The sequence below is a fragment of the Neobacillus niacini genome (assembly GCF_023715415.1).
Lineage (GTDB): Bacteria > Bacillota > Bacilli > Bacillales > Cytobacillaceae > Neobacillus > Neobacillus niacini_C.
This window is the reverse complement of the sequence record NZ_JAMBOB010000003.1, coordinates 365,272-391,944: the sequence shown is the minus strand read 5'-3', so window position 1 is coordinate 391,944 and position 26,673 is coordinate 365,272. Positions and strand designations below refer to the sequence as shown.

The window sequence follows — 26,673 nt, the reverse complement described above, 5'->3', positions numbered from 1 at the left end:
GATATTATAGAAAAAGAACAAGATCCAAAATTTAAAAGAAGACAATGCAGTTTGGATAGTTGTGTAGCACCAGCATCAAGCTTGGGGTGGTGAAGAGGGCTTAAAATATTGTCTTCAATTGAAAGAAGGCTGAAACAATTGAAACTAATATCCGTTATGCTTGGTGGATTCTTTGGAGCAATAGCTAGATATAGTATCGGGGAATGGATACAAACTTCCAATGGATTTCCTATAGGGACCCTATTAATAAATCTTTTAGGTTGTTTTTTACTTAGTTGGTTCCTTACTTTCTTAACTGTAAAGAAACATCTTAGCGCAGAATTTACTTTATTTATTGGTACAGGGTTTATCGGTTCATTTACAACTTTTTCCACCTTTTCAGTTGAGACCATTTTGTTATTTCAAAATGGGCTTGCTGTTTATGGAGTCATTTATATTTTAGTTAGTATTATTCTCGGATTAATGTTTGCTTACCTAGGTTCAAAATTCGCTTATATTAATGAAGAAAAAGGGGAAACACAGTGATTTGGTTAATCGGTATAGGCGGTTCTATTGGGGCAGCAGCTAGATATTTATTGGGTAATTTAATATTTACAAAAAAGAAACACAGTCCTTTCCCCTTTGGCACTTGGGTAATCAATATTACGGGTTCCTTACTCTTAGGGTTACTGGCCAATCTTCATCAGTCTAATGATATCAATGATGGGGTATGGCTTTTTGTTGGGGTTGGATTTTGTGGAGCTTACACCACTTTCTCAACGTTCGGTTATGAAACGATAACATTATTACAATCAAATAAAAAGTTTCTTGCAGGTATATATGTTATTACATCAGTAATCTTAAGTATAACTACGGCAGCTATAGGTTTTATTATTTAGCTTCATGTACGCAGAGGAACACCCAACGGTGCTCAAGGTGAATAGTTAACAGTAGGAGTTGTTGCTAAAAGCAGCAGCTCCTTTATTATTAATTGGATAATATTTTTTTGTTGTTCGTAAGGAAAATCGTTACCTGAAATATACAATTTCAAGGTAAAGGAAACGATTCATTCAGTAAATTATTTCCTATTTGAGTTAAACTCCAATAAGAATATTGTATTTGACTTGCTAGGCGTCCGGTTCTATAACATTTTATTGCATAAATATTTCCTCGCAAGAACGAATATAATTCATCGACATACTTATCTTTATATTGAAAGTAGGTATTATAGATGAAAAGTAAAATACATCGGTGTAATTGCAGGAAAGTATGGTCTATTCAAAATCGTAAAACAAAGATTACGGCTACTTCTATTCTTTTGACGGGAGAATGGTATGCAGAATTAAAACCTGAAAGGAGATGTGACCCAAAGGGGTTTGTTGCTACACAGAAAAATCATGAAATCATCTTTAATCCACCTCTAGAGTTTATTGAGCATTTTAAAAAAGTAGAAAGACTTATGTATGATAAAAAAAATGTAAATTTTAATATTAAAAACGGTAAGTATTTATTATTTGCTGAGGATGGAAATTGTTATATCCTAGAAAAAGCAACAGATACTTGAAGCACTACTAGCTGTTATTTTAACAGCTTATTTTTTATATATTAAATATGTCAAAGTAATATCATAAATAAAGTCTAATTGAGACATAAAAATATGATAAATTAAAACTAGTAGAAAACTACTTTTTGGTAGTGGTTAAGTTAAACACTTACACTGGAAGCATCCTTACCTTTGTAGTTTAATTATATCCAAAGGTAAATTATACGAAAATTATTGAGGTGTCACCAATGAAATACACAGGAAGAATTACTTTGTTTTTTCTCTCTATTATCGTTTCATTTATCGAATCCTTTTCAGAAACTTCAAACTTATGGTCAATCCTAGAGGCTGCTTCCTTTGCTGTTATCGCCTTCCTGCTAGGTTGGGTTTATGATAAAGCAATCTATTATAAGAATAAGGCTGAAATTAGCGAAACCAAGCTATGGGATTTATTAAAATTCTCTCCAGAACCAATAATTGTCTATCAGGATGAAAAGATTGCTTTTGTAAATGAAAGGTTTGAAAAGTTGATTCAATCATCATCTACTGAAATTATTGGGAAGTCCATCCTACACTGTGTTCTCCCTGAATACTATCCTATTTTGAAAAAACATTTGCAGGATATTAGCGAAGGAAACAAAACTCTAGATCGTGTAGCGTTAAAAATTAATACGACTTTAAATCATGTGTTAGACATTGAAATTTCTTCTGCCCGCATAGTTTATAATAATAAACCTGCAGTTGAGGTGTTTTTAAGAGATGTTACAGGACGGAATAAATTAGAAGAAGAGTCGAGGAAAAATGAGGAGTTGTATCGATTTATAACCGAAAACACAACGGATCTTATCTCTTATATTAATCCAAATGGTTGCTACGGTTATATTTCACCCTCTAGTAAATGTATGTTAGATTACAATCAAGATGAATTGATTGGCAGGAATCTTTATGACCTCATACATCCTGATGAAGTTGAAAAAGTCGCCTCACTGATTTTACAAGCAGATTCAGAATTAGATTTTGCATCCTTTACCCACCGGTTAAAGCTAAAAGATGGTAGGTTTATCTGGTTAGAAACAAACGCTAGAACCATTCGAGAGAACTCTCAAAAGCTAGAAGGAATTGTAGCCGTTTCACGAGATATTACTGAGCGTATTGAAAAAGAAAAAAAACTGCATGAAACAAATGTTATGTTACGTTTTATGGCAAATATGGATGGATTAACCGGGATTGCAAACCGGCGTTTCTTTGATGAAAGATTACAAGAGGAATGGAAGCGAACGAAGCGTAAAAGCTTGCCTTTCTCAGCTATCATGATTGATATCGATTATTTTAAAAAATACAATGATAATAATGGTCACCTGGCTGGTGATGATTGTTTAAGACAGATTGCAAAAACTATAAAGGATACACTAAAGAGACCTGGTGATTTTGCAGCAAGGTATGGCGGGGAAGAGTTTGTGATTTTGCTCCCAGGAATAGACGAACAAGGAGCAGCACATGTTGCTGCTATGCTTCAAGAAAATGTAATAAATCTTAACATTCCCTATATACCCACAGAACATAAACCTGTTGTCAGCATCAGCATAGGGTGTGCAACACTAATTCCAAATGAGAAGTTAAACCCAGAGCAACTAATTAAACTTGCTGACGATAAATTATATCAAGTAAAGGAAAGTAGAATGAACCAAGTTCCTTTAAACCAATTATCCCACCTTGCTTAATGCAGGGTGTTTTTTATTTTTTCGTGGTTATTTTCTGTAAAGTAACTGAAAATAAGGAAGGGGAAAATGGAAATCGAAGTGGGGGACATAACAGGTGAATTCTAAATATGCACCATTACTTAAATCATTTACATTTAAAAATAACGTTCAACTAAAAAATAGAATCGTCATGGCACCAATGACAAATTGGTCATCGAATCCTAATGGAACAGTGACAGAAGCGGAAGTCAACTATTATGCCAGGCGCTCAAGTGGAGTAGGCATGGTCATCACCGCATGTACATATGTCACTGAGAATGGAAAAGGGTTTCATGGTGAATTTGGCGGAGACAGGGATGAATTAATTCCTAGCTTACAAAGATTAGCGACCGGGATTAAAGAGCAGGGAGCAAAAGCCATTTTACAAATTTTTCACGGCGGCAGACAGGTACCTCCTGAATTAATCCCAAATGGTGATGTCGTTAGTGCAAGCAATATACCTGCAGAAGGAGTCGGTAAACCTGTACCAAAAGAATTATCTGATCAAGAAATAGTATCGATTATACGTGACTTTGGTGAGGCAACGCGAAGAGCGATTGAAGCAGGTTATGATGGAGTTGAAATCCATGGAGCTAATGGCTACTTGATTCAACAATTTTTCTCTCCACATTCCAATCGTCGAGAAGACCGTTGGGGAGGAAGTCTCGAGAAACGCTTAACCTTTCCATTAGCAGTTGTCGATGAAGTCAAGAGAGTGGCTGATGAGCATGCAAATGGTTCATTTATTGTAGGATATCGCTTTTCACCGGAAGAGTCCGAAACTCCAGGCATCACTATGGCCGATACCCTTGTCCTAATCGATGCTCTTGCAAAAAAGAACCTAGATTACCTTCATGTCTCGTTACAAGATTTTTGGTCAACTCCTAGGAGAGGGGTCGATGATTCCCGTTCACGAATTGAAATTATTCAAGAACGAGCCGGTGACAAAGTGCCTGTGATTGGGGTTGGGTCTATTTATACTCCGGATGAAGCTCTAAAAGCTATCCAAACAGGGGTTTCACTGATTGCTTTAGGCCGGGAGCTCATTATCGAGCCTGATTGGGTGCAAAAGATTACGGAGGGTAAAGAAACAGAGATTGTTACACAGATTAACAAAGATAACCAGGAACAATTAGTGATTCCAGATCCACTGTGGCAAGCTATCATTCATACACCTGGTTGGTTCCCGGGAATTAATTAAATAAAGAGTTCATCCTTTTTGGATGAACTCTTTTATTGTTTATATTCGGCATTAAAAGAATTTTCAGCAGAATGAACTCTATCCTCCTAGCATACCCAATAGTAAGGTGACGTTATCGTAATTTGGTTGGCATATTATAAAATGTTGGGGAATAATCATCACTTTGCTATAATAGTAGAAGTGTAAAAAACTAGAAAATTGCAAAGCCTTCAGGAGGAGTCGAATGAAAAAGAATAAGTACGTCTTTATAGGGCTAGTTATTACGACTCTCATATCAGCCCTTGATACAAATATCATGCAAACAGCAAGTCCTACCATTGTTAATCAGCTTGGTGGCCTGGAATTGTTTTCTTGGATATTTGTTGTCTATATGTTAGTCAGTACTATAACTGTTCCTCTTTACGGAAAATTATCGGATATGTATGGTCGAAAAAGACTATTAATGATAGCGGTATCTTTATTTACAATTGGTTCCATTCTATGTGGAATCGCAAATTCCATGGTCAGCCTAATTATTTTTAGGGGCATACAGGGTTTAGGTGCAGGTGGAATGATACCACTTTCGATGATTATTGTAGGTGATTTGTTTACCATAGAAAAACGAGGAAAAATCCAGGCAGTTTTTAGTGGTATATGGGCATTGTCTTCGATCATTGGTCCTATATTAGGATCCTTTTTTGTGGAAGCATTGACTTGGAGATGGATCTTCTTTATTAATATTCCTATCGGTATTGCGAGCGTACTTTTTCTACTGCCCTATAAGGAAACCGCAGAATACAAAAAGACATACATTGATTATAAAGGTTTCTTGCTTTTCGGAATTTCTATTACGCTTTTATTATTATCAACTAGCTTGAGCCAACCTTTCTGGTACATCATTGGTGGTGTACTTGGATTCATCCTATTTGTTCTTGTCGAAAGGAAAGAGAAGCATCCATTCCTTCCGGTTGCCCTTTTTAAAAACAAAGGGTTATTATCGACAAATCTCTTCATGTTAATTTATTGTCTCTCCTTCTATGGGACATCAAACTTTATACCACTGTATTTGCAGGAAGGCAATCAAATGAGTATTTATAAAAGTGGGCTAATACTGTTAAGTATTGCAGTTGGCTGGATGTTTGGCAGTACTCCGGCAGGAAAATGGATCATCCGTTTTGGTTATAAGGTTTTGTTTATCATTGGCAGTATTGTAACCACGATTTCAGGTTTGGCACTCTATTTATTTATCCAAGATTTATCCTATCTTGGGTTATTCCTCCTATTAACTATACAGGGATTTTGCTTTGGTTTGTTGTTTGCCCTAGGAACGATAGCATCCCAAGAATTTGCAGAAACCAATATTAAAGGGATGTCTACATCCCTGCAAATGTTTTTAAGAAATATCGGAACTTCAGTTGGTGTTACCCTTATGGGATTGCTTATTAACCATGCTGCAACCCTAAACATAGGAATGAAAAATGTATTTCTCTATGCCCTTATTTTAAGTTTCATTACCATTTTCTTAAGCTTTCGAATACCGGAAAAAACATCATCGATTGGAGAGACTGCATTGAAGAAATAAGTTTGAATAAAATTCCAGTGGAGATAAATAATAGTCTTAGTGTTAACCTATAACACTAATCTTCAATGTGGAGGGATATACTTTGAATATACTCTTTAGCATACTTAGAACGGTAATGCTTATCGGTATTAGATTAACCTATTTGCTTAATTATGTTCAATCTAAGATAAACTATATGTTAAGGAAGCCAGTTAAGCTGAGCCCAGTGTATTCATAAAGTATTGTCTAAATTCGCATTGCAGCACAGAAAAGGCGAGCATACCCCTATGCTTGCCTTTTTCTAGTTTATTAATTATTTTAGTATTTCTTTGTATTCTTTTCCTTTTTGTACATAGTTTTCACTGGAATATTTGAGCATTTGCAAATCCTTCTCGTTTAATTCACGTACAACTTTACCCGGAGAGCCGAGAACGAGTGATCGTGGGGGTATTTTGATACCGCCAGCGAGCAGCGTATTTGCCCCAATAATACATTCTTCACCCACTTCGACATTGTCCAATAGGGTCGATCCCATTCCAATAATAGAACGACTCCCTACTTTACAGCCATGCAGAATAACATTATGACCAATCGTTACATCATCTCCTATGACAACCGGAGAACCTTCATATAGATGGATGGTTGAATTATCCTGGATACTGCATCTTTTCCCAACAGTAATGGGGCCATCATCTCCTCGTAATACAGCATTAAACCAGACTGTTGATTCTTCACCAATTGTAACATCGCCAATTAAGTAGGCGCCTGGGGCTACAAATACACTTTCATGAATAGTAGGGGATATACCATTATAGGGAATACGCATGACTAACTCTCTCCTTTATATTCAGAATTGTTTTACATTTTAGCTAGATTATACCATTATAAACAGCGAAACGAGAATTCTTTCATTTGCAAAGTATAACTTTCCAACTGTTCCCGGGAACTTGTTATCGTCATCAAGTATCGATACTACTAGGAAAAAGTAATCATTTTATAGAATTAGAGAAAAATACCCCAACAAAAAGAATGACAAAGTAGAATAAAAAGATTCATACCCATAGGAACCTCTATAATGTCGACCTCAATTTGGACTAATTTTCCATATTTCCCAATGAATACTAAACTCTCAATTTCTACCAACTGCTATTTTACAGACGGGATTCGACACAAAACCCACCTAATAAAAGGTATTTTTAAATTAGCACCATGTTTAAAAACATAAAGTGTGCGATAGGAAGGAGGGCAGGAGAAGGGTCACCTGAAAATACTTAGGGGGTAATGGGATGAGAAAAAAGAAACGTCGTTTTCTATCGGTGATGTGCACCGCTATGTTAGTTTTACCTATGCTCATACAGCCTCAAGCAAATGCTGCAACGACAAAAGGAGTAAGTGTTTCAGCAAAAGACAGTTTAACATCTCCAGCACAAAAGATTTCGAACACACTAGAAAAACAATTTGATGAGAAAGAAAAAGTGACTTTTTTAATTAAGATGAAGGAACAGGTGGATACAGCCAGTGTAGCAAAAGAGGCTGAGAAAAAAGCAAGCCTCAATCAAGCAACACCGGCTAAAAGCAAATCATTGAAACGTTCATCTATTGTCTCCGAGTTAAAAGCAAAAGCACAGGAAACACAGTTTGAAGTTTTAGAATACCTGCAAAAGCAAGTAGAAGCGGGAGCTGCACAGGACGTTCATTCCTACTATGTCGTGAATGGAATTGCAGTAACAGCAACAAAAGAGGTTATGGAAAAGGTTGCTTCCTTCCAAGAAGTTGAAAAAATCCTGCCAAATGAAACAAGACAATTATTTGTTCCTGAAAAATCTTCTGGTGCTGTATTAGAACCACAAGCAGAAACAAATGCGATTGAATGGAATATTGATCGTGTCGGTGCCCCAGCTGTTTGGGACATGGGGATTGATGGAAGCGGAATTACCGTAGCATCTATTGATACAGGTGTTCAGTGGAATCACCCGGCACTACAATCAAAATATCGTGGTTTCGATGAAGCAACAGGTCAGGCAACACACGCAAACAACTGGTTTGATGCGGTAGCAGGTCAATCCGCACCATATGATGATCAAGGACACGGGACCCATGTTACCGGGACGATGGTAGGATCTGAGCCGGATGGTTCGAATGCCATTGGTGTTGCACCAGGTGCAAAATGGATAGCTGTTAAAGCCTTCACAGCCGCAGGTGGAACAGATGCAGACCTTTTAGAAGCAGGTGAATGGATTTTAGCTCCAAATGGAAATCCTGATTTGGCGCCAGATGTAGTAAATAACTCATGGGGTGGCGGAGCTGGTTTAGATGAGTGGTATCGACCTATGGTTCAAGCATGGAGAGCAGCAGAAATCTTCCCAGAATTCTCAGCTGGTAACACAACATTAACCAACCCAGGCGGACCTGGTTCTGTTGCAAACCCTGCTAACTACCCTGAATCAGTCGCTACAGGGGCAACAGATATTAATAACTTACTAGGTAGTTTTTCTTTATTAGGGCCATCTCCATATGAAGAGATTAAGCCAGAGCTTTCAGCACCTGGTGTAAACATTCGCTCCTCTGTACCTGGAAGCAGCTATGAAGGTGGATGGAATGGTACATCAATGGCTGGACCACATGTAGCAGCAGCGATTGCCTTATTGCTCCAAGCGAATTCTAGTTTGACAGTTGACGAATTAGAAGAAATTTTACGAACAACAGCTGTCCCTTTAACAGACAATACGTACCCGGAATCTCCAAATAACGGTTATGGATCTGGTCTATTAAATGTATATGACGCCGTATCGTCTGTCATTTCGGGCTTAGGGAAACTCAAAGGACAGGTAACAAAAGAAGGAAACGACAGTGAAGCTCCAGTGTTAGAACATTCCCAACCTGCCACGGTTTTTGCAGGAATGCCGCTAACGTTACAAGCTTCAGCTGCCGACAATATTAGTGTAACAAATGTGGAAGTCGAATATCAATTAGAAGATGGCACTACGAATATAATTGCTGCCGATCGAATAAGCGGTGATTATAAAAATGGAATCTACCAGGTTGCAATCCCTGGAGAGGATATTACTGGTGAATTATTCTCCTATAGAATTAAAGTAACTGATTTCGGTGGAAATGAAACTGAGACTGACTATTCTGTAACTGTTCTCCCAGGAATTACAGTAGGATATGCACATGATTTTGAAAGCAATCCTGATGGCTGGACTTCTTATGGGGCCGCTAATACATGGGAATGGGGCACGCCAACAACCGGACCTGGTGCAGCATTCTCAGGTGAGAAGGTTTATGGAACAAACTTAGACGGTACGTATGATAGCAGAGCCAATATGTCGCTGCAAATGCCGCCAATCGATTTACCAGAAGGCAGCAGTTACTTACAATTTAAGCAATGGTATAATCTCGAAAGAAACTATGATTATGGTCATGTATACGTATCAACCGATAATGTAAACTGGGTTCAAAAGCTGCGGGTAAATAATTTATCCAATGGATGGGTTGATGGTGAAGTTGATCTTAGTGAATATGCTGGAGAGCGGATCTATGTTGCTTTTAATGTAACGACTGATGGCAGTGTGGTTAGAGATGGCTGGTATATAGATGATGTTACTCTATCTGATACTGCACTCACCGCACCACAACAACTTGGTGTGGTTGCAGAGAAAGAAGTTACTTCTGAGAAGGCTGAATTGAAAGAAAAAGTTGATCCAAATAAAATGACCATCCTAATGCCTGAAGCTTCTAAAGAAGCTAGTACTGAGAATACTGCTCCATTTGCCTTGCCGATGCAAGCTCAGGTAACAGTCTTAGAATCTGGCCGATCAGTTAAAACAAATCCTGCAAACGGAAGCTTTGAAATGACACATGCCGTAGGTGAGTTTACGGTTGTGGCTGAAAGCTATGGTTACCAATCAGAAACACAAACGGTGAACATTGAGCAGGATGGTGAAGTGACCGCTAACTTTACTTTGGAAGAACTTCCTAAGGGTACAGTAACAGGAACGGTCATCAATCAAGCAACAGGTGAGCCTGTAGCAGGAGCAACAGTCTATTTGATTGAAGATGCAAATATTGCACCAGTCGCAACAGATGATAATGGACACTATTCATTAACAGGCTATGAAGGGGATTATACATTAAAAATCATCGCACCTTATTTCTATAGCCAAGAAGTGTCTGTTTCTCTACAAGGAAATATTTCACAAAACTTTGAATTGAAGCCATTCATTGGGTACCCTAGTGAAATTGGTTATGATGATGGCACCGCTGAAAATGCTCGAGCATTTTTCGACGCAGGTAACGGCTGGGCGGTGAAAATGTCATTAGCACCAGGAAATGAAAAGGCACTTGTTTCCGGAGGATTATTCCGATTCTGGGATACAGAATGGCCAGTTCCAGGTGGTACCAATTTCAAAGTGGCCGTTTATGATGCTAGTGGACCAGATGGAGCACCAGGTAAAAAACTTGCTGGACCAATTGATGCTACAGCATTAAGAAATGGTCAGTGGACACATGTAGATTTAAGCAGTCACGGTATAGTCGTGGAAGGAGATTTCTACCTAGTATACATCCAAGCAGGAATCAACACGGCTTCACCTGGACTTGCAACAGATGAAGATGGTGAAAATGCATTAAGAAGCTGGCAATTAGTGGGCGGCGCTTGGTCACCATCACCTGAAGAAGAAGGAAACTACATGATTCGTGCAGTAGTAGATTATGAAGTCACAGCTCCGTCAATCACATCGCCTGTAGATGGTTCCTTCACGAATGTTGGCACTGTAACGGTCGAAGGAAAAGCTGCACCAACCACAACCGTTCACATCTACAATCATGGAGAAGAAATTGCAACCGGTGAAGCCACTGATGCTGGTACGTATGCCATTGAAGTATCACTTCAAGATGGGGAAAACAGTTTAACAGCAAAAGCATCAACAGTACAAGGTATTACAGATGCGTCAGCACCAGTAGGGGTGGTCTATGACCAAAATTCTCCAGAGTTAGCTATTACCAGCCCAACTGACGGTGGAAAAATAAATAAAGAAAGTGTTACGGTAAAGGGAACAGTCGTAGATGCTTACTTGAATTCTGTCACAGTAAATGGTACGACAGCTAAAGTAGAAAATGGCAGCTATTCAGCTAGAATTCTACTAGATGAAGGAACAAATACGATTACAGTTACAGCAGAGGACCAAGCAGGTAATCGTTCAGTACAAACACTTCAAGTTAATGTAGATTATACAGCACCAGTGATTTCAGATGTAAAACCAGCTGAGGATAAGACTTTGAAAAAAGGTGAAAGTGTAAAAATCGAATTCACAAGTGAGCCTGGTTTAAAGACATCTTTTGCAATTCATATGCCTTTAACCAATCTTATCTCTGTACAAAATGCAACAGAACTGCCAATGATGGAGGTTTCACCAGGTTATTATGTAGGTTACTACACTGCTACAAAGGACATGGTAGCCGATGGTGCTATGATTGAAGTCAAAGCAGTAGATACATTTGATAATACGACTAGAGAATTAGCAGCAGGAAAATTGTATATCAATGTAAAGAAAAAAGGTAAGTAATAGTCAAGAGAAAGGAGTAATCTACCAATTCGGTTGGCGATTTCTCCTTTTTTTTATACTTCAACGAATGAAAGCGCTTTAAAATTAACAAAATTATTAAAATAGTCAAATAATATTGACGAAGCCCATTTACAGTGATAATCTTATAAATAATTTAAAATGAATCAATGACGAGAAGAGTAGGATTTGCTGTTTGTCCCTAAGAGAGTCGACATTTGCTGAGAGTCGATGGCAGGGCTTATCTGAAAATCATCTCCGAGATGTGTAGCTGAAAACTAAAAAGTAAGCTATACCGGAATAATCCGCCGTTACTTGGAACACGTATAGTCTTTATACGTTGATCGAGAGCCGCAGCCTGGTGATTTTTGCTGTGGAAGTAGGGTGGTATCGCGAGTTAAACTCGTCCCTATACAAGGGGCGGGTTTTTTGTTGTTTACAAAAACCTATAAGCGCCTTAGAAAAGGGCAAATTTTACAATGAAAGAGGAGGAAAGTGAAATGAATCAACAAGTAGACCAAAAAGAAAAAGCCTTTCAAGTAGAGGATATTATTATTGCAAGCCACACCATTAAGGATGTGATTTCGCCAACTCCCTTGCAGTATAATCACTTATTATCAGAGCGATATGGTTGTCATATTTACTTGAAGAGGGAAGACCTGCAAAGTGTACGCTCCTTTAAAATCCGCGGTGCTTATAATCGCATCAAAAAGCTGACAGAACAAGAATTAGAAAATGGGATTATCTGTGCCAGTGCTGGTAACCATGCACAAGGGGTCGCCTATTCTTGCAATCATTTAAAAATTAATGGAAAAGTCTTTATGCCAAGTACCACTCCTAAACAAAAGGTCAATCAAGTGAAATTTTGGGGTAAGGATCATGTGGAAATTGTTTTAGTAGGGGATACCTTTGACGATGCTTATGAAAAAGCAATGGAATGCAGTCAGCTAGAAAATAGAACGTTTATCCATCCCTTCGATGATCGAGACGTTATTGCCGGTCAAGGGACAGTAGCGGTTGAACTGCTAAATGAATGCCCAGAAAAAATCGATTATCTATTTGCGGCAATTGGTGGTGGCGGCCTTATCTCAGGTGTTGGGACGTATATGCAGCATTTCTCACCGGATACAACATTAATTGGTGTCGAGCCCCAGGGAGCTGCCGGAATGAAGGAGTCGATTTCAAAAGGGGAAGTAACTTCATTGAAAGAAATTGACCCGTTTGTTGATGGGGCAGCCGTGAAGACTGTCGGGTCAATGACCTATAACATTTGCAAGGAGTTCGTTAAGGATATTGTCGTTGTTCCCGAAGGAAAGGTTTGTACGACATTACTATCTCTTTATAATGAAAATGCGATCGTCGTTGAGCCTACAGGTGCGCTGTCAATTGCAGCGTTAGATGAATATGCGGAAGAAATTAAAGGGAAAACAGTTGTCTGTATCGTCAGTGGGGGTAACAATGATATCGGGCGTATGCAGGAAATTAAAGAACGCTCGAAACTTTATGAAGGACTGCGACATTATTTTATCGTCCAATTTCCACAACGCCCAGGTGCATTACGTGAGTTTCTAGATGATGTCTTAGGACCCAATGATGATATAAGCCATTTCGAATACACGAAAAAGAATAACCGTGAAACCGGACCAGCTTTAGTCGGAATTGAACTAAAAACGAAAGCGGATTACTATCCATTAATGGAACGGATTAAAGCAAAAGGGTTTGTCTTCCGCGAAGTGAATAATGACAGTACCTTATATCAGATGCTAGTATAAAAGCAAAGAGCCCGCTATTGGGCTCTTTGCTTTTATACTAGCATTTTCTCTAATTGTATCTATTTCCTAGCACATTAAATGAATTTTCCATTATAATTGTCTCAAGATAACAATAAATTACAAGGTGGTGGCTATGTGTCTAAGACAATATACACAAATGGGATATTTTATACGCTTGACTCCAATCAACCTGTGGTTGAATCGGTTGTGGTTGAGAATGGCAGAATTATAGATTTAGGATCACATCCCGAAATGAGCTTACAATGGGGAAGAGCAGGAGCTAGAGTAATCGATCTGCAGGGGAATATGGTTACCCCAGGTCTAATAGACAGCCACTTACACATGTCAGGTGTGGCATTTAATTTCTTAGACTTAGATTTAACGGGGGTTACATCGAAATCAGAAATGCTCGATAAAATCAAGCAAAAAGCGGATACTGTTGCCCCTGGGAAATGGTTAATTGGTATGGGCTGGGATGAGAATCTTTTTACGGAAGGATCTATTCCTACTATCGAAGAACTAGATTATGTGGCTCCGCATTGCCCAATTTATTTAAAAAGAATTTGCTACCATGCATTTTTAGTAAATAGCAAAGCACTTGAAATGAGCCAGTATCATCCATCGATTGAAGTTCCGAAGGGCGGAAGTGTGGTAGTAGATCCACATACAAAAAAACCTACAGGAATGCTTTTGGAATCTGCTTCACAGATCATAACCAAACATATCCCAGACAAAACCTACGATGAATTAAAAAATGGTTTGGCCCATGCGATGAAATTTGCTATCAGTAAAGGCTTAACCAGCGTACATACCAACGATCCTGCCTACTTAGGTGGCCTTGAGCAAACTTATCGCATGTATGACGAATTAATCAATCATGAACAAAAAGGGCTGCGCTGCAATCTTTTGATTGATTGTCCTTATCTTCCTGCATTAAAGGAAAAAGGAATGGCTGCTGGATATGGGAATGAGAAATTGCAAATTGGTGCTATTAAAATATTTGCTGATGGAGCATTTGGACGAAGAACGGCGCTTCTATCGGAGCCTTATAGCGACGATCCAAGTCAATATGGAGAGGCCATGCAAACGCAGGAAGTTCTGTTTAACATTGTAAAAGATGCACGGGAACAATCCATGCCAATTGCTGTTCATACGATTGGTGATAAGGCGTTGGAAGATGTTCTCCATATTCTTGATCAATTTCCTAAGGTGAACTATCGTGATCGGATTATCCATACTTCGTTAGTAAGAGAAGATTTGATTGCGCGATTAGCTGATCCAAGTATCGTAGCAGATATTCAGCCGCGATTTGTCGTGGGGGATTATCCATGGGTAATTGATCGGATTGGGAAGGAGCGGGAAGCTTATTTATATGCATGGAAATCCTTACTTTCAAAAGGGGTTATTTGTGCAGGCGGCTCTGATGCACCCGTTGAACCTGTAGATCCGTTGCTCGGTATTCATGCTGCGGTTACTCGGAAAACACCTGGTAAGCCTAATATTTGGAATGGAGAGCAGAGAATTTCAATGCTTGATGCTGTAAAATTATTCACAATCGGTGGAGCTTATGCAACAAACGAAGAAGCAATAAAAGGTACCATTTCAAGAGGAAAGTTAGCGGATATGACGGTGTATTCTAAGAATCTCTTTACATTAGAAAATCCTGATGCACTATTAGATACAAAGATTGAAATGACCATTATTGATGGGGAAATTCAAGGATAAAAGGGAAAGAGCATCGATAATGATGCTCTTTCCCTAATTTTCACCTAAAGGTGAGAATCGGTTGGTCAGAAGGATATTTGAAATATTGCCTAATCGTAAGTGAAATTCCTTTTGCAATGGAAGTAGCCATTGTATAGATAAGGTTCAGGTCTGTACATAGGAGTGAATCTTTTAAGGCAGGATTATTCTCAAGGACAACACCTGTTATACTAGAATCTCCGATGGGTGGCAGGATATTTCCTAATCCAATACCTGGAACAATAGGTCCTTCATTGACCACAATGGAGTTTACCATTTCTTCACTGCCAAATACACTATCAATAGCAAGAACGAAACTATTCTTCTGAAATGGGTAGTTCGTTACCTCAGGAACGAGTGTTGTTGCATCTAATGGGGACTGCAGGTTTCCCAAAACAGTTAAATGCTTAGGATAGCAATTCTTTAGTAGAGTTCCTACAAAAGGGCCGAGGCTATCACCGCTAATTGTACTCGTACCAATCCCAACGACATAAATATGATTTGTTCCCTCGGGTATGAGGGAATAAAGGGCTTGCCGGATGAAAAGAGGTGCTAATCTATGATTATAAGGAATAACTATATTCTGTCTAGAACGTAAACTGTAACTAATCGTGCTGCTATCCATATTTGAACACCTCTGCATCGTTTATACCTTCAAATTCTGCATTTCTATAGAAAATTCCTTCTAAAAATCTATAATACTTTTACGATAGCACGCCCTGCCTGTCTACCGCTGATGCTCCACATGCATAAATGCAGTGGGTTCTAACTTCCTAGTCTTCGCCTATTCGTACACACACTTTTCTTCGAGAAGAAAACGGCTTTGGAAACAGGAACTGGAACTAGTTATGCTAGAACATTCGTAGTCAAAGCAACCTTTGTTGCTATTTACGACTACATCTTTTGTTCTTTCGAACTCGGCTACATCAAGCCGCAAAGAATGAATGGTTAGGCTGCATAAGTTGCAGTTTTTTTTACTTTCAATTTTATACCAGAATTTAAGATTACTTCATTTTCATTTTCTATTTTCTTAATTTCTTCTTCGTGAAATTTTAAAAATTGCTCAAACACATTTAAACAAGATGTTCTATCTGATTTCAATCCTAACAAATCTGAATTCATTAAAAGAAAAGCGGAATATAAATCACGTTGGACCTTGGTACCATCATCAAATATATGCCATCGTTCTTTTAATTTTTTCTTTTTGCATTTGTCTGCTTTGTGGTCATATTGACTTGCTTTAAAGGAGGATGTCTTGACCTTGATGAATGTCCCGCCCAAAGCGGTGACTTTTCTTGAAAGAATACTGACGAAGGCTGCAGGAGAACGACGGGATATGGTTTTGCCGAACCGTTTTTTCTTTTTATATTTACCTGTCTTTTCACTTACTTCTGTCTTTTTAGCACGCTTTTGGAGGGCTTTGAAATTCATTTCTTCGATGTAAAATATATCACCTAACATAACCATTCGATTGGCTTCGTATTGGTGACTAAATTTCCGATATAAAGCTAATTTGCGGTGCAACTCATTCAATTGAGCTTTCAGTTTCTTATAGTTCTTGGAGAATTCCCACTTCTTTTTACCTTTTCTAATACGGCCAGCTTCATTGTAGTTAAGTGGATTAGTCGCTCTCTTCGAACGGTCTAGTTTTCTATTGTATAACCAGATTTTCCGTTGAACTTGATTCACTTTTTTTATGTTTTCAGCTAAGTTTTTCAATAGAACCTTTGTTGTACCTGATACGGCAATTGAGGATGTACCAATGTCGGTCCCAACTGGACCTTTGCCTAAAGGATATTTAACTTGTCCTGTTTTCCTGTCTCTTTTTACGGGAGGATAACCCGCACAAACTAGTTGAGCATAGAAGCGAATCATACCTCGGACGATTCGTTTTAAAATACGAACATATTTTACCCTATATAAGTCCGTAACAGTTTCTCCATCTATGTTCTTGTATTGAAATATCTGTTGGGAGTTTAGTAGATGAAAAGCTTCTTTTAGATACATATCCATTTCTTTTACCTTCAGTGCAAATACCCTTTCTTTTGAGACTACTTTCCCCGCTATGAATCTCCAACCTGTTTCGTTATTTTTCCCCTCAAAGGAATCCATTTCCCCACGCTTTACAAATACCACTTTTTTCGCTTTGCAAAACACTTTCTTTTTGATAGTGTTCCATGCTCTTGTTGCTGTTTTTTGGGCAATGATTGAATTAATTTTACCATTAAAGTGATTTCGAACTTCTTTTATGTATTGGTGCATTGAATATTCCGTCAATCCAAATTCTTCTCTTAGTTTTTTGAATTCTAAAGAGAGGTTTTTCTTTTCATTTTGAAAATACTCCATCTTTTCTTTGTTACTATTTTTAGATAGATGTGCTTTTAAAGCTCTTGAAATACGGACTAATTTTTTGTATCGTTTCGTCCTTTTCATTTGTTTTTCTCTCTTCAAATACTCGCCGAGCGAAGTATTATAAATCACGCGATTAATTTCCAATTCAGATTCGATCATTAAAAGGTCTCTATTTTTACCTTTTAATTCTACATCGATGATAAATGAAGGAGTTTTTTCTTTCGCCATGTTTCACACCCACTTTCGCACTTATTACCAAACATACGTTTGCATTCATTTTACCAAGAAACTCCTAAATGCGCAATAATAAAATCGGTTCATCCCCATACTATAAAAGCAAGGGCTTTCCCGATTTAGTTTTGGTAAAGAGGCAGCCACCTAGAAAGGTTCCTTCAAGTGCGCGGTACCCATGTACACCGCCCCCTCCAAATCCACAAACCTCTCCAGCCGCATATTAGCCAGGAACAGGATTACCAGCAGTATCGAGGACTCTGCCGGATAAATCAGTTTGCAGTACCCTCTTATACAGCCAATCACGTTTTTCACCTGATGCAAAATCCACATAAGCCTCAGCACATTTTTTGCCCCAGAAAATCTTCATCTTTCTCTCTATCAAAGCCAGCTGCACCCAACCAATCTTGCCAAGCGAGTTCACCTGAATCTTTAATCCCATTCTTCGTTGTTCAGGTGAATCGACAAGGAACAATCCTCCAAAGGACCACCAGGCTTGGCCGCCAATAGAAGCCTCCGGTTCTTGATCCAAAAGCAGCACTTTCTTCCCTGCGTCTGCAAGCTCAGCGGTTGCGACTAATCCAGCTAGGCCCCACCGACTACAATGACATCAAGCTTCATAATTTACCCCCAGATAGTCTTATATTCGGATAGTATTTTAAATTTTCAAAAAAGTCAAATCGAGTATTTGTAACAGGAATATATAGGAGAAGTATAGAATAAAAGGGTGTAAACGATATTAAGTTGGGAGGCTATTACAGTCATGACGAATAAGGGAAAATATGATCCGTACAGAAGTAACGAAGATTTAGAAGAAGCGAAAAAACTGCCTGGTTTTGGTAAGCCTCTGCCAAAGAATTTATTTTCTGGAGATATTTATAATAATTTCCTAAAAACCGCCAAAGAAGCAGGTTATCTACCCCCATTTGTAGCCATACAAAAGGAAATTAGACAGGAGATGACAAAACTCCTTAAAATGATAGAAAAGGAATCGAAAGAGGAGGACATTACTAGCATAATTGATGAAATGAATGTAAAGATAAAAAAGTATAATATGGAGTGTCCAACAAGTATGCAAAAGATGTTAATTACCCTTGAGGATATTGAATTACATGCGAAAGTATGGAAATAGAAAACAGAAATGAATCAAAATATTAGACACCAGATACCAAAGATTATAAGATTAAAAAAGAATATTCGTTTATAGTTACAAGTATAATAGATGAACAATCAGAGATTCGAACGAAAGAGTAGGGGTGCAGAGATATGGATGATCGTTTTTTTCGAAATGCAATGGGGAAATTTGCGACTGGGATAACCGTTGTTACAACTGAAGTTGATGGTGAAGCACATGGAATGACAGCGAATGCTTTCGTATCTGTCTCGTTAAGTCCTAAACTAATTCTGGTATCAATTGATAAAAGAGCACGAATGTTACCTCTTATCCAAAAATCTAAAAAGTTTGCGGTAAGCTTCTTATCCGCTGAACATCAAACAGAATCTATGCGTTTTGCCGGACAAATTAAGGAGGAAACTCCTTATAACTTTGAACAATTTGGCGAATTACCTGTTATCGAGGGTGCACTTGCAAATCTAACTTGCAACCTATACAACGAGGTTGAGGCAGGGGACCACATTTTATTTATTGGTGAGGTTACTGATTTAAAGGTGAACGAAGGGGACCCGTTATTATATTTCGGAGGCCAATATCGCAAATTAGTAGAATAACTTACTTTCTAGAAAGCTGTCACATGGCAGCTTTTTCTTATTGTGCTTCTCGTACAGTATTGTACAATAGGAAGAGGAGGGATATACCTTGTTAAAAAAGATAAGAATTACACTAGGAATTATTGTTTTACTATTAGCTGGATTTGGATTACTGACAAAAAACTTCGTGGCACAGCCATTTATGATGCTTGGATTAAGTGCCTTTATTTTGGTCGGCGGGTTAGACGAGCTTAAACAAGGAAGAAAACGCCGTGGATATATTAGCATTTTTCTATCTGTATTTGTTTTAGCCATTTTAGTTCAATCTTTCACATCATAAAACGATATAAAAAAACGGAGGAATCTTATGATTTCTCCGTTTTTTTGGGAATAAATTCAAAAATCTCCTTTGATTCAAAACTGTCCACTAATCGGTTGAGCCATTCATAATATTCTATTGCCGAAGTTAGTTTATCAATATCCAAGTTTGCTTGGTTTTTTACATGATTCTCCACTCGTTCATTATCAACTAGTGATTGAATTTCACTAAGAGATTTCTGCATAGCGCTTATATTAAGGGATATACCTGCGCGCCACTTTATCGTAAAGAAATCGATGAAGGTTTGATACCAATCTGGCTCTGCCTGATAGAGGTCTTTCCTGACCCCTTTTTTCCAAACCTTTCCCACCATCTTCAACTCCAATAAACTTCGGACAGAGGTACTCATACTCGTCTTACTCATTCCAAGCTCTTCTTTCATTTCATCAAGTGTTAACGGACCTTCCTGAAAGTACATTGCCCCATATAAACGGCCGATAGATTCCGTCACTCCATATAAATTCATATTTTTAGAAATCGCATCAATTACCCGTTCACGAGCGAGTTCTAGCTCTTTTTCTCCGTTCATTCTATCATCACACCAATCTTTATACGTGTCCTTTTATTAGACTATCATGTTTCGATAAAAAGTAAAGAATCCACCTAGGAAGGATATGGAAGCATTTTAGAGGAATATTAAGGATTTCGTATATTCAGTACGTACAGTTTTTTCTGTACGTATTTTATGAACGAATATGGCGAATTACCAACTTTGCCCGTATTATGAAATTGGTACTATAATAGGTAGGTAAGCCTAGAAAGTGGTGTTTACTAGTAACATAGATAGATAGGGGTGAACAAATGACAAATAATCCAATAAAAATTAGGGTTCAAAATGTCACAAAAGTATTTGGAAAATCAAAAAAAGCCATTCAACTTTTAAATGAAGGTGAATCGAAAGCTGCTATTCTAAAAAAAACCGGAGCAACGGTTGGGGTTAGTAAAGCAAGCTTTGAGGTGGAAGCTGGCGAAATCTTTGTCATTATGGGCTTATCCGGAAGTGGTAAGTCAACGCTTGTCCGTATGCTTAATCGTCTCATTGATCCATCCATTGGGGAAGTGTACATAGATGGTGAGGATATTGTAAAAATGAATAAAGAACAGTTAAGAGAGGTGCGCCGTAAGAAAATTAGTATGGTCTTTCAGAAGTTTGCACTTCTTCCTCATCGAACTATTCTTGAGAACGTAGAGTATGGCTTAGAGGTACAGGGGCTACAGAAAGATACACGTTCAAAACAAGCGATGAATGCATTGAAGCTGGTTGGCCTTGAAGGGTACGAACATCAATATCCTAAACAATTAAGCGGCGGGATGCAGCAAAGGGTTGGATTAGCGAGGGCATTAGCAAATGATTCGGACATTTTATTAATGGACGAGGCTTTTAGTGCATTAGATCCATTAATTCGAAAAGATATGCAGGATGAACTTATTGATCTTCAATCAACGATGAAAAAAACAATCGTTTTCATCACACATGACTTAGATGAGGCACTAAGAATTGGTGACCGCATTGCTTTGATGAAGGACGGAGTAATTGTCCAAATTGGGACGCCTGAAGAGATATTAATGAACCCTTCAAACGACTATGTTGAGAGATTCGTAGAAGATGTCGACTTATCTAAAGTCTTGACTGCTGGTCATGTCATGAAACGAGCGGAAACGGTGTCACTTGAAAAAGGTCCGAGGGTTGCGCTTCAAATCATGAAAGACCTAGGAATTTCGAGTATTTATGTCGTTGATAAGAAGAAAACCTTACTTGGGGCTGTAACTGCCGCGGAGGCAAATCGGGCAATTGATAGCCGCCAAGGTCTAATGGATATTTTAAAAGAGGAGGTAACGACTGTTTCGCCAGAGACGTTACTAACTGATTTATTCGAAAAGGTCTCAACAGCCTCCATACCCGTTGCGGTCGTAGATGAAAACAACAGGCTAAAAGGTATTCTTGTCAGAGGAGCAGTCATCGGCGCACTGGCAGGGAACAATCAGGACATTAACCATATACATACCGCAAAGTCTGAGGCAGCGGCAGGTCAATCAGGCAAGGAGGTGAAAATAACATGGAACAATGGCTCCCGAAACTCCCAATAGCTGTTTGGGTAGATGATTTTGTTAATTGGCTGACAGCAACCTTTGAGGTCGCTTTTGATGGAGTAACAACTATTTTAGAATCGTTAGTTGAAGGAATGGTCGCTGGATTTGGTTTTATTCCTTCCTATGTATTTATTATTCTATTAACACTTCTAGCTTGGAAGGTGTCGAATAAAGGGATTGGTCTTTTTACCTTGATTGGTTTATTTCTAGTAGATAATCTTGGTTACTGGGAGCCAATGCTCGAGACACTTGCACTGGTGTTAACCGCTGTATTCATTTCAATTGTACTAGGAATCCCTATGGGAATATGGGCTTCGCAAAAACAAATGGTAAAAAACGTTGTGGTACCCGTTCTTGACTTTATGCAAACCATGCCTGCTTTTGTCTACTTAATTCCTGCTATTTTCTTTTTTAATATCGGTGTTGTTCCAGGAGTTGTGGCATCCGTCATTTTTGCTATGCCACCGACGATTCGTTTAACCATCTTAGGTATTCAACAAGTACCGGCAGATATTATTGAAGCAACAGAAGCGTTTGGCTCAACAACGAGCCAGAGATTACTAAAGGTTCAATTGCCACTGGCAATGCCAACGATTATGGCGGGGATCAATCAAAGTATTATGCTCGCATTATCAATGGTGGTTATCGCTTCTATGGTTGGAGCACCTGGACTTGGTGCAGATGTATACCGTGCTGTAACACAAATTCAGATTGGTAGAGGTTTTGAGGCAGGGTTATCGATAGTTGTAATTGCAATTATTCTCGACCGAATTACTCAAAATATTGGAAAAAGTAAAAAACAAGGGGGAACTATTTAATATGAAGAAAAAATGGATGGTAACGTTATCGGCAGCTTTACTAACAGTAGGTCTTGCAGCTTGCGGTTCAGACAAAACTAGTAACGAGACAGGATCAGTTGGAGAAAAGGTAGATTATGAGATTATTGGGATTGACCCAGGTGCCGGTTTAATGAAGGCTTCCGCTAAAGTGATAGAGGAATATGATTTAGAGGATTGGACCCTTGTAGAAGGATCTAGTGCTGCGATGACTGCAGCCTTAAAGAAGGCATATGAAAAAGAAGAGCCTATTATTGTTACCGGTTGGACACCGCATTGGAAATTTGCTTCATTCGATTTAAAATACTTAGAGGATCCAAAGGGTGTTTTTGGAGAAGATGAAAACATTCATAGTATTGCTAGAAATGGTTTAAAGGACGATCTCCCTGGCGCCTATCAAGTTCTAGACAAATTTACTTGGACACCTGATGATATGAATATTGTAATGAATAATATCACAAATGGTGAAGATCCTGAGGCTGCAGCAGCGAAGTGGGTAGAGGAAAATGCTGATAAAGTTTCTGCATGGACTGAAGGAGTAGAGAAAGCATCTGGAGAAAAAATCAAGCTTGGATACGTGGCTTGGGATAGTGAAATTGCCAGTACAAATGTCATCGGTAAAGTCCTGACAGATTTAGGCTATGACGTAACACTTACCCAAGTAGAAGCAGGACCGATGTGGACGGGTGTTGCAGACGGTAGCCTAGACGCTCACGTAGCTGGATGGCTCCCATCAACACATGCAGATTACTATGATAAGTATGAAGGAGAGTTCGAGGATTTGGGCGAAAACCTTAAAGGTACAAAGCTAGGACTGGTAGTACCTGCATACATGGACATTGATTCGATAGAGGATTTAAAGGAATAGGATAAATGGGAAAAGACCTTCAATAAAATGGAGGTCTTTTCTGCATAAAAAGGGACTAAAGTATTAAGAATTACCGCAAATTATTTCCCAACTTTCCACAATACAACAAAGTATTGATTAATCGGAAATTTCTAAATAAACTCAATATTACAGCCGTAGGACAGCTGTACATAAAAAAGTGGGAGAGGGGAAATAAAATGAGAAAGAAAAAGAAGATTGCCTCCGCATTACTAGCATTAACAATGGGAGCTTCACTGTTTGCCTCGGCGGCTTATGGGGAGGTAACAGACTCGAAGGAAACATACCGGGTTATCATTAATGGACCGAGTTCTGAAAAGGCAAAAGCCAAAGAAAATACAGGGGTTCGTTGGGATTTTGGTGATGAAGGCTATTCCACAAGTGTGAATGCAAAGCAATACCAAGCATTATTAAAGAATAAAAATTTAACGATTGAAAAGGTAACTGAGGTACAATTGGACCGAATTGAAAGCGCTTCAAAAGATGCAATTGGTACAACCGCTATTACATCTCTGCCAAGTGATCGAACACCGTGGGGGATGCAAGCCATTTACAATGATCCAAACATTACAAGTACATCCGGCGGAGCTGGGATTAAAATAGCCGTTTTAGATACTGGCGTTTATATTAATCATTATGATTTAGTAGGAAGTGGTGAACAATGTAAAGACTTTACCCAATCCTCATCAGCACTAATAAATGGTACTTGTACGGATCGAAACGGACACGGTACACATGTAGCAGGATCTGCACTTGCACACGGAGCATCTGATGGATTAGGGATTTACGGAGTTGCACCACAGGCAAAGCTTTGGGCATACAAGGTATTAACGGACAGTGGTTCTGGATATTCAGATGATATTGCAGGTGCGATTCGTCATGCTGCCGATGAAGCCGTTAGGACAGGCTCTAAAGTTATTATTTCTATGTCATTAGGTTCTGCAGGTAAAGACACGATGATTGCTAGTGCAGTAGATTATGCTTATAGCAAGGGAACACTTGTCGTTGCCGCTGCAGGTAACGATGGATATGCCGCTAATACCATTGGATATCCAGGTGCATTAAAAAATGCAGTAGCTGTAGCAGCTTTAGAAAATGTTCAACAAAATGGAACTTATCGTGTAGCGAATTTTTCATCTCGCGGCAATCCATCGACTGACGCTGACTTTGTCATTCACGAAAGAGATGTAGAAATTTCAGCCCCTGGTAAAGACATTCAATCAACTTGGTATGATGGAAATTATAATACAATCAGTGGAACCTCCATGGCCACTCCTCACGTATCAGGATTAGCAGCAAAAATATGGTCCTCAAATTTATCTTGGTCGAATACACAGCTTCGTTCTGAGTTACAAAGAAGAGCCAAGTTATATGATATTAAGGGTGGATACGGAGCAGCAACAGGAGATGACTACGCTTCAGGATTTGGTTTTGCAAGAGTAAGATAATCATAGAGAAAAAGCCATCTGTATGCTGTAGATGGCTTTTTCTCATTATCGTTTAACGGCGGACAATATAAATATAGTTGCAATAATAGAAAGTGAACCCATCCATTCTACTACACTAAATGGAACATGAAGCCAAGCTACAGCAAGGAATGCAGCTGAAAGTGGTTCTGCACATGCTAATAAACTTGCTTCTGAAGCCTTTATGTATTTCATACTTTCCATATAAAACAAAAACGCAAGTAATGTCCCAAAAATCACCACAAAAACCACCGCTAAAAAAGAGGCTGGTGACCAGTTACCTTCGAATTTCCAGGGAGGATGTATGAAGCAAAAGCCAATTCCTCCAATCATCATACCCCAGCCAACAGTTAAAGTCGTTCCCCATTTTGACAGTAAACTTCTTGGATAAAGAGTGTAAAATGCTAGGGCAAAGGCAGATAAAAGCCCCCATGCAAGAGCAGGTCCAGAAATTGCTAGAGTTTGAATATTCCCTTTCGTAACAAGCAGAAATGTTCCGCTAAGCGCCAATATTATTGCGATAACCTCATGTTTTACAGGTAAAGACTTAGCTCGAATACAGAAATAAATGGCGATAAGCACTGGAGCCAAGTATTGTAAAACAGTAGCTGTAGCGGCATTTCCATGTTCAATAGCTGCAAAATAGGTATATTGGACTCCGAGCATTCCGACTATCCCGAATACTACAAGTCGAAAAAAATCCTTTTTATTCTTCTTAACGCTCAATATATTTTGTTTCCCAACTAGTTGAGCATATAAAAGTAATCCCATCCCAGCAATCAGCAGCCGTGTTACCACAAGCCAGTTTGTACTGAAGCCTTGTTGGTGAAATAAGTATTGAGCGACCGTACCCGAAACACCCCAAAAAATTGCTGCCATTAGTACTAAAATAATTCCCTTTGTCCGAGGATACGACAATACCGCACTACGTGTACTCAAAAATATCCCTCCAAATAAACCTTCTATTAATTTAGCAGAAATAGTAACAGTTTAAAAGAGGGAATTGCCCCAAAAAGAACGACCATTAACCATCTTAAATGGCTAAAGGTCGTTCTTATTATCTCGGAGTTAATGTTTTTACTGAAATGGCAGGGGAATAAGAGGTGACAATACAGCCCTCTAAATTCTTTTCATCCAATAATCCTAGTTGTAGTGCAGATTTAATTTTGGCATCATCCGGTTTCTTTACCACTTGAACGAGGTCGGTCATTTGTAATTCCTCTAACCTTTTTACGGTTACTTCTTCATTATATTTTTCAATTTTCCTCATTTGCCGCTGCAGCTTATAGCCATTTATCGTGACCTCGGCCTTATTATTGGGACCGACTAGTTTATTAAAGTAATCATGAAACGTGTCCTTTAAATCATTCATTTCTAACTCGATTTCCTTTTTCTTTTTACTAAGCTCATAATACTTAACCAACATTGCATCTGTTATGAAGGAATCATTCTGTTTAACCAAGATCCTCTCCTCCTCATCGAACGTATATTCTAATGTATTAGCTTACAAAAGGAATTATTACGATAAACCATCTACAATATTTTTAGTGAAGCTACTATTTATGGATTTTATCAAAAAAGGGGGGAAAAGATTGAAAAATCAACCTTCTTTTTTATTCCAATATTCCTGAATCAAAGGTATAA

The 26,673-nt window shown here is 38.6% G+C and carries 22 protein-coding genes, 1 pseudogene and 1 other annotated feature; of the genes and pseudogenes, 16 read left to right on the top strand and 7 right to left on the bottom strand.

Annotated elements, in window-relative coordinates:
• The first annotated feature begins 108 nt into the window (after positions 1-108).
• The 6 genes from crcB (M3189_RS08505) to M3189_RS08480 all read left to right on the top strand — a co-directional run bounded on the left by crcB (M3189_RS08505) (position 109) and on the right by M3189_RS08480 (position 6,023).
• On the top strand, positions 109-525 hold the full coding sequence (gene crcB / locus M3189_RS08505; RefSeq protein WP_251633423.1) for a fluoride efflux transporter CrcB: 417 nt from the start codon (positions 109-111) through the stop codon (positions 523-525).
• Positions 522-878, top strand: coding sequence for a fluoride efflux transporter CrcB (crcB, locus tag M3189_RS08500; RefSeq protein WP_251633422.1), 357 nt, complete (start codon positions 522-524; stop codon positions 876-878). The genes crcB (M3189_RS08505) and crcB (M3189_RS08500) overlap by 4 nt, the downstream gene beginning before the upstream one ends.
• Positions 879-1,210: 332 nt before the next feature.
• Positions 1,211-1,543 (top strand): hypothetical protein, encoded by a 333-nt coding sequence (locus M3189_RS08495; protein WP_251633421.1) that lies wholly within the window; start codon positions 1,211-1,213, stop codon positions 1,541-1,543.
• Between the two features lie 227 nt (positions 1,544-1,770).
• Complete coding sequence (locus M3189_RS08490) at positions 1,771-3,243, top strand: sensor domain-containing diguanylate cyclase (RefSeq protein ID WP_251633420.1); 1,473 nt, start codon at positions 1,771-1,773, stop codon at positions 3,241-3,243.
• A gap of 94 nt (positions 3,244-3,337) precedes the next feature.
• On the top strand, positions 3,338-4,462 hold the full coding sequence (locus M3189_RS08485; protein ID WP_251633419.1) for an NADH-dependent flavin oxidoreductase: 1,125 nt from the start codon (positions 3,338-3,340) through the stop codon (positions 4,460-4,462).
• Positions 4,463-4,685: 223 nt separating this feature from the next.
• Positions 4,686-6,023: an MDR family MFS transporter gene (locus tag M3189_RS08480; protein WP_251633418.1), complete on the top strand. Its 1,338-nt coding sequence runs from the start codon at positions 4,686-4,688 to the stop codon at positions 6,021-6,023.
• A 292-nt stretch (positions 6,024-6,315) separates the two neighbouring features.
• On the opposite strand, the gene M3189_RS08475 is transcribed toward M3189_RS08480, so the two are convergent.
• Complete coding sequence (locus tag M3189_RS08475) at positions 6,316-6,828, bottom strand: gamma carbonic anhydrase family protein (protein WP_251633417.1); 513 nt, start codon at positions 6,826-6,828, stop codon at positions 6,316-6,318.
• Positions 6,829-7,288: 460 nt separating this feature from the next.
• Between M3189_RS08475 and M3189_RS08470 the strand changes: the two genes are divergently transcribed.
• From M3189_RS08470 to M3189_RS08460, 3 genes are all read left to right on the top strand, one after another.
• On the top strand, positions 7,289-11,569 hold the full coding sequence (locus tag M3189_RS08470; protein WP_251633416.1) for a S8 family peptidase: 4,281 nt from the start codon (positions 7,289-7,291) through the stop codon (positions 11,567-11,569).
• A 158-nt stretch (positions 11,570-11,727) separates the two neighbouring features.
• Positions 11,728-11,980, top strand: a binding site (T-box leader).
• A gap of 86 nt (positions 11,981-12,066) precedes the next feature.
• Positions 12,067-13,338, top strand: a complete 1,272-nt coding sequence (gene ilvA, locus M3189_RS08465) for a threonine ammonia-lyase IlvA (RefSeq protein ID WP_251633415.1) — start codon at positions 12,067-12,069, stop codon at positions 13,336-13,338.
• A 135-nt stretch (positions 13,339-13,473) separates the two neighbouring features.
• Complete coding sequence (locus tag M3189_RS08460) at positions 13,474-15,063, top strand: amidohydrolase (RefSeq protein ID WP_251633414.1); 1,590 nt, start codon at positions 13,474-13,476, stop codon at positions 15,061-15,063.
• 40 nt (positions 15,064-15,103) lie between these two features.
• Here the strand turns inward: M3189_RS08460 and yyaC are convergent, their stop codons facing one another.
• The 3 genes and pseudogenes from yyaC to M3189_RS08445 form a co-directional block, all read right to left on the bottom strand.
• Entirely contained in the window at positions 15,104-15,706 is a 603-nt protein-coding gene (gene yyaC, locus M3189_RS08455) for a spore protease YyaC (protein ID WP_251633413.1), read from the bottom strand.
• Between the two features lie 323 nt (positions 15,707-16,029).
• Positions 16,030-17,661, bottom strand: a complete 1,632-nt coding sequence (locus M3189_RS08450; RefSeq protein ID WP_251633412.1) for a transposase — start codon at positions 17,659-17,661, stop codon at positions 16,030-16,032.
• Between the two features lie 297 nt (positions 17,662-17,958).
• Positions 17,959-18,285 (bottom strand): annotated as a pseudogene (locus M3189_RS08445) (FAD-dependent oxidoreductase); the annotation flags it as partial.
• A 142-nt stretch (positions 18,286-18,427) separates the two neighbouring features.
• Here M3189_RS08445 and M3189_RS08440 point away from each other — a divergent pair.
• The 3 genes from M3189_RS08440 (at position 18,428) to M3189_RS08430 (ending at position 19,711) form a co-directional block, all read left to right on the top strand.
• Complete coding sequence (locus tag M3189_RS08440; protein WP_251633411.1) at positions 18,428-18,796, top strand: DUF1992 domain-containing protein; 369 nt, start codon at positions 18,428-18,430, stop codon at positions 18,794-18,796.
• Positions 18,797-18,930: 134 nt separating this feature from the next.
• Entirely contained in the window at positions 18,931-19,392 is a 462-nt protein-coding gene (locus tag M3189_RS08435) for a flavin reductase family protein (RefSeq protein ID WP_251633410.1), read from the top strand.
• An 88-nt stretch (positions 19,393-19,480) separates the two neighbouring features.
• Positions 19,481-19,711, top strand: a complete 231-nt coding sequence (locus M3189_RS08430; protein ID WP_251633409.1) for a hypothetical protein — start codon at positions 19,481-19,483, stop codon at positions 19,709-19,711.
• Positions 19,712-19,736: 25 nt separating this feature from the next.
• On the opposite strand, the gene M3189_RS08425 is transcribed toward M3189_RS08430, so the two are convergent.
• Positions 19,737-20,279 (bottom strand): GbsR/MarR family transcriptional regulator, encoded by a 543-nt coding sequence (locus M3189_RS08425; RefSeq protein WP_251633408.1) that lies wholly within the window; start codon positions 20,277-20,279, stop codon positions 19,737-19,739.
• Positions 20,280-20,551: 272 nt separating this feature from the next.
• Here M3189_RS08425 and M3189_RS08420 point away from each other — a divergent pair, with 272 nt between their 5' ends.
• The 4 genes from M3189_RS08420 to M3189_RS08405 all read left to right on the top strand — a co-directional run bounded on the left by M3189_RS08420 (position 20,552) and on the right by M3189_RS08405 (position 25,011).
• The gene (locus M3189_RS08420; protein ID WP_251633407.1) at positions 20,552-21,838 is read left to right on the top strand and encodes a quaternary amine ABC transporter ATP-binding protein; all 1,287 of its coding nucleotides are present in this window, start codon (positions 20,552-20,554) and stop codon (positions 21,836-21,838) included.
• Entirely contained in the window at positions 21,808-22,659 is an 852-nt protein-coding gene (locus tag M3189_RS08415; protein WP_251633406.1) for an ABC transporter permease, read from the top strand. Before M3189_RS08420 ends, M3189_RS08415 begins: the two co-directional genes overlap by 31 nt.
• A gap of 1 nt (position 22,660) precedes the next feature.
• A complete protein-coding gene (locus tag M3189_RS08410) occupies positions 22,661-23,545 on the top strand; it encodes a glycine betaine ABC transporter substrate-binding protein (RefSeq protein WP_251633405.1) in 885 nt (294 codons plus the stop codon).
• Positions 23,546-23,742: 197 nt separating this feature from the next.
• Positions 23,743-25,011 carry a S8 family peptidase gene (locus M3189_RS08405; RefSeq protein ID WP_251633404.1) on the top strand — a complete coding sequence of 423 codons (1,269 nt, stop codon included), beginning with the start codon at positions 23,743-23,745 and terminating at the stop codon, positions 25,009-25,011.
• A 45-nt stretch (positions 25,012-25,056) separates the two neighbouring features.
• Here the strand turns inward: M3189_RS08405 and M3189_RS08400 are convergent, their stop codons facing one another.
• Together M3189_RS08400 and M3189_RS08395 are read right to left on the bottom strand one after the other, a co-directional pair.
• Positions 25,057-25,968, bottom strand: coding sequence for a DMT family transporter (locus tag M3189_RS08400; RefSeq protein WP_251633403.1), 912 nt, complete (start codon positions 25,966-25,968; stop codon positions 25,057-25,059).
• A gap of 118 nt (positions 25,969-26,086) precedes the next feature.
• Entirely contained in the window at positions 26,087-26,491 is a 405-nt protein-coding gene (locus M3189_RS08395) for a hypothetical protein (protein ID WP_251633402.1), read from the bottom strand.
• Between the last annotated feature and the right edge of the window lie 182 nt (positions 26,492-26,673).